Raw genomic sequence first — 6,121 nt, 5'->3', positions numbered from 1 at the left:
TCAGCCTTCCAAGCTGATGACGAGAGTTCGATTCTCTTCACCCGCTTCATCATCTCTCTGCCGACTGGCGGGGAGATTTTTTGTATGCGAAAATAGACACGAAAGAGGTGATTCGATGAACGGGATGGACCCGGAGACACTCAAACAGAAGATTGTAGCATATGCGACGACAATCGGGATTGACGAGTTGAAAGTGACGACCGCCGACCCGTTCATCGTCATGAAGCAACGTCTCGTGAAGCAGCAAGAGAAGGGATTCGCTTCGGGTTTCGAGGAACCTGACTTGGATAAACGAACGATGCCGACGCTGTTGCTCGACGAGGCACAGTCAATTATCGCCATCGCGATTGCCTATCCAAGTAAATTGAAGGATGCCCCGCGAAGTGTCGCCGATGAGCGGCGTGGCTTGTTCGCTCGGGCGTCATGGGGGCTCGATTACCATCGTGCCGTCGGCTCAAGGCTCGAGCAATTACAAGCGTATATTGAGCAACTCGTCCCGGGCGTCCGGACGCGCTCGATGGTCGATACGGGTGAACTCGTCGACCGGGCCGTGGCCGAACGGGCTGGAATCGGCTTCAGCGGCAAAAACTGTTCAATCATCTCGCCGGAGAAAGGGTCATACCTTTATTTAGGGGAGATGATCCTCGACACGTATTTACCACCGGATGAGATGATTGAAGACGGATGTGGCGAGTGCACGAAATGTATGACAGCTTGTCCGACGACGGCGCTCATCGAACCAGGTGTACTCGATGCCAAACGTTGTATCGCCTATTTGACGCAAATGAAGACGCTCATGCCGCGCGAGTTTCGAACGAAACTCGGTGGGCGGCTTTATGGCTGCGACACGTGCCAACAAGTCTGCCCGTACAATCGGAAGAAAGACTGGCGCCATCACGAGGAACTGCTCCCTGAAGCCGAAATCGTCAAACCGTTGCTTGTCCCTTTACTGAACTTGAGTAATCGGGAGTTCAAAGCGAAGTTTGGCCATCTGTCTGGCGCATGGCGCGGCAAAAAGCCGATTCAGCGGAACGCAATCTTGGCGTTGGCGCACTACCGGGAACCGTCGGCCGTACCAGTGCTCGAAGACTTTATCCGACAAGATGAACGAGAAGACATGCGAGCGACGGCCGTCTGGGCAATCGGCGCGATTCTCGGAGCCGAAGCCGAGACGATTTATCGACAAATCGAGTCGTCGGAGACGTCGGAGCTCGTACATGAAGAGATTCGCTTATTTCGAGAGGAGTGGGACCGTGAAGACCGTGTCATCTAAATGGGGAACGTTAGCGTATGAACTGAACGCGCAAGGGAAATTATGTGCGTTAGACTTTGCGGAGACGGAAGCAGATGACGGATCGGCACCGACATGGCTGACCGACCTGATTGAACGCGTGGAGCAAAACGGACTTCAACCGTCTGACCGCGAGTGGATCGAGATGAACGGAACCGTCTTCCAACAAGAAGTGTGGGATGCGCTCTTGACGATCCCATTTGGCGAGACGCGGACGTATAAACAAATCGCCGAACAAATCGGGCGACCGAAAGCGGTTCGGGCGGTCGGTCAAGCACTCAACCGCAATCCGCTACCTGTCATCTTTCCATGCCATCGTGTCGTCGGCAGCGGGGGACAGCTGACCGGGTTTGGCGGTGGCCTTCATCAAAAACAACGATTACTTGATTTCGAACAAGTGAAGTGAGGAGTGTACTATGGCAATCCATGTAGTCATGTTTCAACCAGAAATACCAGCGAATACAGGTAACGTCTCGCGCACATGTGCTGCGACGAATTCGGTGCTCCATTTGATTCGTCCGTTAGGTTTTTCGACGGATGACAAGATGCTCAAGCGGGCAGGACTCGACTATTGGCAGTTCGTCGACGTGCGGTATCATGATTCACTCGATGAACTGTGGGCCGAGCACCCGGACGGAGAGTTCTTCTACATTACCAAGTATGGGGAACAGTACCCAAGTGATCTTGACGTATCCGACATCGAGAAAGACTATTTCTTCGTCTTCGGGCGTGAGACGAAAGGGTTACCGATGGAAGTGATCGAGGACAACCTCGACCGTTGCATCCGTTTACCCCAATCGAACCTCGTCCGGTCGCTCAACGTCTCGAACACGGCGGCCATCATCGTTTATGAGGCGCTCCGTCAACAAGGGTATGCTGGATTGAAATAAAAGAAGAGCCGGATTCGTGAGAATCTCGGCTCTTATTGATTACCTTCAGGTTTTCTGTTGTATCCAGCTGTGAAGATAGCTGCGAGGAAGACGACGCTGATTCCGACCATTAGTAACAAACCCATCTAAAAATCCCCCTTTTGTTCTCCGTGACTACAAATATTATAATATACTTGATAATAGATTTGCACTGAATATGAGAAATTCTTGTGAAATTGGAGCCGATATGAAAACAAACGTGTACTTGTTAAGCTATGCCCCGTTGATCGGGATCATTCTATTCTCGATGTCGCTTGCGATTGCCACGAGCGAGTATGTGATTCAATGGCTGACCCGTGTCGGTGTGTACAGCGAAATCATAGCCCTATTGTCCGTCCAAGAGTCGAAAGTGCTCGTGCTCGTCGTGTTCTTTACCGTCTACTTCATGCTGTTTAGCGCCTTCAAGCTCGTCGCTGATACGTTCAATCAACTCGGATTCGCCTTCTTTGCGCGTGAGACGAACGGTAGCTCGCTTCATCGTTTAAAACCGGGGGCAACGGTCTTCCTCGTTGGTTCAGGAATCAGCTTCTTGTTTTTAAATTCGCTTCTCGCGGTCATCGCAGTACTGCTTGGCACGTTCATCCTTTATTTGTTTTATTACATATGGCAAGTCAGCCAGTTGATGTCAACATTTAGGGCCATCGGTCTGCTGTTGATTCAAGCCATGATGTGGGCGATTCTGTTGAGTGGTCTGGCTTGGGCGATGCTCCGTTTGTTTAACTCGGTCGGGGATATCATTTTATGATGATATAAGCTGAGTCGACGACCATAAAAAGCCAGGGACAATGCCGTCCCTGGCTTTTTAGCGATGTGCTTCCGTCCAAATGATAGCAGGATAGGCCCGGTTGGCGAGCTCCGGGAACGGCCGCGGGGTATCGGCGCCGAGCCAGATGGCCGTGATGGTCTCATCGGTCAAGCCGACGTACCACATGTCTTTATGTGAGTTCGTCGTGCCGGTCTTGCCGCCGACATAAGGACGTTTGATTTGACCGGCATACCGTCCGGTCCCGTACGTCGTGACGGCGGACAACGCCTCGCGCATCGTCGCGACGGTCGCTTTCGACCAGACAGCCTGTTTTGTCACGCTTGGTGTGAGTGTAGGTTCCCCTGACTCAAAGCGGATTTGCTTGATGGTCTGACCTGACACGTACACACCTTGGTTCAAGAACGGGGTATAGGCGGCGGCAAGCTCTTTCGGAGATACACCTTGCGTCAAACCGCCGAGTGCGCTGGCCAAGCTGTTATCCGTTTTAGCATCCCATTGGCTGAACATCATGTCGGCCGTGGCGAACGCCGTTTCTTGGTCGATCGAGGTGAACGCTGCGAGCGCCGGCGTATTGTATGAATAGGCGACCGTATCATGGAACGACACATCCCCAAGGATACGATTGCCGCTGTTCGTCGGACAATACGTTCCGTAACAGACTGGCCGGCCGTCGAGGACGGTATCAAGTTTCGCACTGGTCTCTTCGATATAAGGGGCGAAGACGAGAATCGGTTTGATGGCCGAGCCGGGCTGACGGAACGCTTGCGTGGCCCGGTTGAATTCGCCGCTTCGGGTCATCTCTGAATCCACGAGAGCGATGATTCGGCCTTTCGGCGTCACTTCGGCATAGCCGCCGTTTAGACCGGTCGGCAGCTTCGTCATGACTTGTTTTGCTTGCTTCTGCCGAGCTACGGACAGGTAGGTGTCAATTGTAGCTTGGTTGGTCGCTAAATAGTCTTTGGCAGCTTCTTCATCGAGGTCATAGCGTGAGCGGACGAGTCGGACCGCTTCTTTCATGACCGTATCCATATAATCGGGATAGCGGACGACATGCTGGCGATAGGTAGCCTTCAGCTTCACACCGTGGTACGTCTCGTAAGCTTGCTTCGATAGAACACCGGCATCCCGAAGTTGAGTGAGGATTCGGTCTTTTCGTTCGTAAAACCTAGCCGATGGTTCGAGCGGGTCATATAAAGACGGATTGTTCGGAACGGTCAATAAGTAGGCGATTTGATTCCAGTTCAAATCTTCGAGTGAACGATCGAAGTACGTATCGGCCGCTGCCTGGATGCCATAAACGTTATGGCCAAAGAAAATGACGTTGCTGTAAGCAGTCATAATTTCTTTTTTGCTATATTGTTTTTCGAGCGCCCGAGCAAGCAATAATTCTTTCACTTTTCGCTCATACGTTCGTTCGTGCGTCAAATAGACGTTACGAGCCAGCTGTTGCGTGATTGTGCTCCCGCCCTGTAAGGAAGATTCATTAGCGTTGTGAATGAACGCCCGGGCGATTCCGCCGAGATCGTATCCTGGATGGGCGTTGAACTTACGATCTTCGATGACCATGATTGCTTCGCGGATATGAAGCGGGAAGCGAGCGATGGAGACGTCATCTCGTCGGCCGTTTAAATAAAGCTGTTCTGTCCCGCCTTTATACGTCAATGTGACGGCATGCTTCGAAGCGAGCGGGGCCGCATCGACCGTCTTTTCGCCCCACATCAAAATCTGCTTCGTCTGTTCAATCTCCTCTTTCAACGCCCCACTGATTGTTAGACCAGCGGCTAACAAACCGGCAAAAAATAGTGTCCCAATCCACGCTCGCATCGTCTCACCTCTCTCTATATTCATTATATCGTCAATCTTTAGATAAAATTCAAAATGTAAACGTTATCATATAATAATTTGAGCAGGAATACATTAGGAAATAGAGAAAGAGGGTAATAGATGATTATATTATGAATTTAGGAGGCTGTACTATGAAGCAAGAAATGGTTGCGATGCTCCTCGCAGGAGGAGAAGGGAAACGACTCGGGCCTCTCACACGGAAGACAGCGAAGCCTGCTGTCCATTTCGGAGGGAAGTACCGAATCATCGATTTTCCATTATCGAACTGTACCAATTCGGGAATTACGACGGTGGGAGTGTTGACACAATACGAACCGCTTGAATTGAACCGCTACCTAGGCATCGGGTCGGCCTGGGACTTGGACCGTCGCAATGGAGGTTTGGCCATCTTGCCGCCATACCAAGCGCAATCGGGTAAAAATTGGTACGAAGGTACGGCCAATGCGATTTATCGGAACTTGAGCTACATCGACGATTATGATCCGGAGTATGTGTTGATCCTGTCGGGGGACCACATTTACAAGATGGATTACGAGAAGATGCTCGATTTCCATAAAGAGAAGCAAGCAGACGTCACCATCTCAGTCATGGAAGTCCCTTGGGACGAGGCACCTCGTTTCGGAATCTTGAACACAAGCGATGACCTTCGCATTAAAGAGTTTGAAGAGAAGCCGGAGAAACCGAAGAGCAACTTGGCTTCGATGGGAATCTATATCTTCAACTGGAAAGTGCTACGGGAGCACTTGATCCAAGATGCGGAAGACGAGACATCAAGCTTCGACTTCGGGAAAAATATCATTCCGAACACGCTCCTCGACGGTTTAGACGTGTTTGCGTATAAATTTAAAGGCTACTGGAAAGACGTCGGGACGATTCAATCGCTTTGGGAAGCCAACATGGACTTGCTCGAAGAAGATCCGCCGTTCGACCTCTATGATCCGGACTTTAAAATCTACTCGGTCAACCCGAACCAGACACCTCAGTTCATCGGCAAAGATGCATGCGTTGAACAGTCGGTCATCAATGAAGGATGTCGAATCGAAGGCGAAGTCCAACATTCAGTCTTGTTCTATGACGTGCGCGTCGGTGAAGGGTCGCTCGTCAAAGACTCGGTCATCATGCCGGGAGCACGAATCGGAAAAGATGTAACCATTCACAGAGCCATCGTCGCGAGCTGTGCCGTCATTGAGGACGGGGCGACTGTCGGCGAGCCGGGTGGTGAGATCGTTGTCATTGAACCACACGAAAATATCGAGAGCGGCACAGTCTTCAAACAACGTGCTTGATTTA

6 protein-coding genes are annotated in these 6,121 nt (G+C 51.2%); 5 read left to right on the top strand and 1 reads right to left on the bottom strand.

Features of this window, described 5'->3' with window-relative positions; genetic code table 11:
* Positions 1–124: 124 nt before the first annotated feature.
* From queG to DPV68_RS09110, 4 genes are all read left to right on the top strand, one after another.
* Positions 125–1,273: a tRNA epoxyqueuosine(34) reductase QueG gene (gene queG / locus DPV68_RS09125; RefSeq protein WP_114166451.1), complete on the top strand. Its 1,149-nt coding sequence runs from the start codon at positions 125–127 to the stop codon at positions 1,271–1,273.
* Positions 1,263–1,697, top strand: coding sequence for a methylated-DNA--[protein]-cysteine S-methyltransferase (locus DPV68_RS09120; protein ID WP_198662284.1), 435 nt, complete (start codon positions 1,263–1,265; stop codon positions 1,695–1,697). Before queG ends, DPV68_RS09120 begins: the two co-directional genes overlap by 11 nt.
* A gap of 10 nt (positions 1,698–1,707) precedes the next feature.
* Entirely contained in the window at positions 1,708–2,181 is a 474-nt protein-coding gene (gene trmL / locus DPV68_RS09115; RefSeq protein ID WP_114166442.1) for a tRNA (uridine(34)/cytosine(34)/5-carboxymethylaminomethyluridine(34)-2'-O)-methyltransferase TrmL, read from the top strand.
* A 226-nt stretch (positions 2,182–2,407) separates the two neighbouring features.
* Positions 2,408–2,965 carry a DUF5366 family protein gene (locus DPV68_RS09110; protein ID WP_114166441.1) on the top strand — a complete coding sequence of 186 codons (558 nt, stop codon included), beginning with the start codon at positions 2,408–2,410 and terminating at the stop codon, positions 2,963–2,965.
* 57 nt (positions 2,966–3,022) lie between these two features.
* Here DPV68_RS09110 and DPV68_RS09105 read toward each other — a convergent pair whose 3' ends face one another.
* Entirely contained in the window at positions 3,023–4,810 is a 1,788-nt protein-coding gene (locus DPV68_RS09105; protein WP_232819581.1) for a transglycosylase domain-containing protein, read from the bottom strand.
* 152 nt (positions 4,811–4,962) lie between these two features.
* Here DPV68_RS09105 and DPV68_RS09100 point away from each other — a divergent pair, with 152 nt between their 5' ends.
* Positions 4,963–6,117: a glucose-1-phosphate adenylyltransferase gene (locus tag DPV68_RS09100; RefSeq protein WP_114166439.1), complete on the top strand. Its 1,155-nt coding sequence runs from the start codon at positions 4,963–4,965 to the stop codon at positions 6,115–6,117.
* Positions 6,118–6,121: the final 4 nt, after the last annotated feature.

Origin of the sequence: Exiguobacterium sp. TNDT2 (genome assembly GCF_003331145.1) — a bacterium.
Lineage (GTDB): Bacteria > Bacillota > Bacilli > Exiguobacteriales > Exiguobacteriaceae > Exiguobacterium.
The sequence above is the reverse complement of the archived record's forward strand: the minus strand, read 5'-3'. Positions and strand labels throughout refer to the sequence as shown.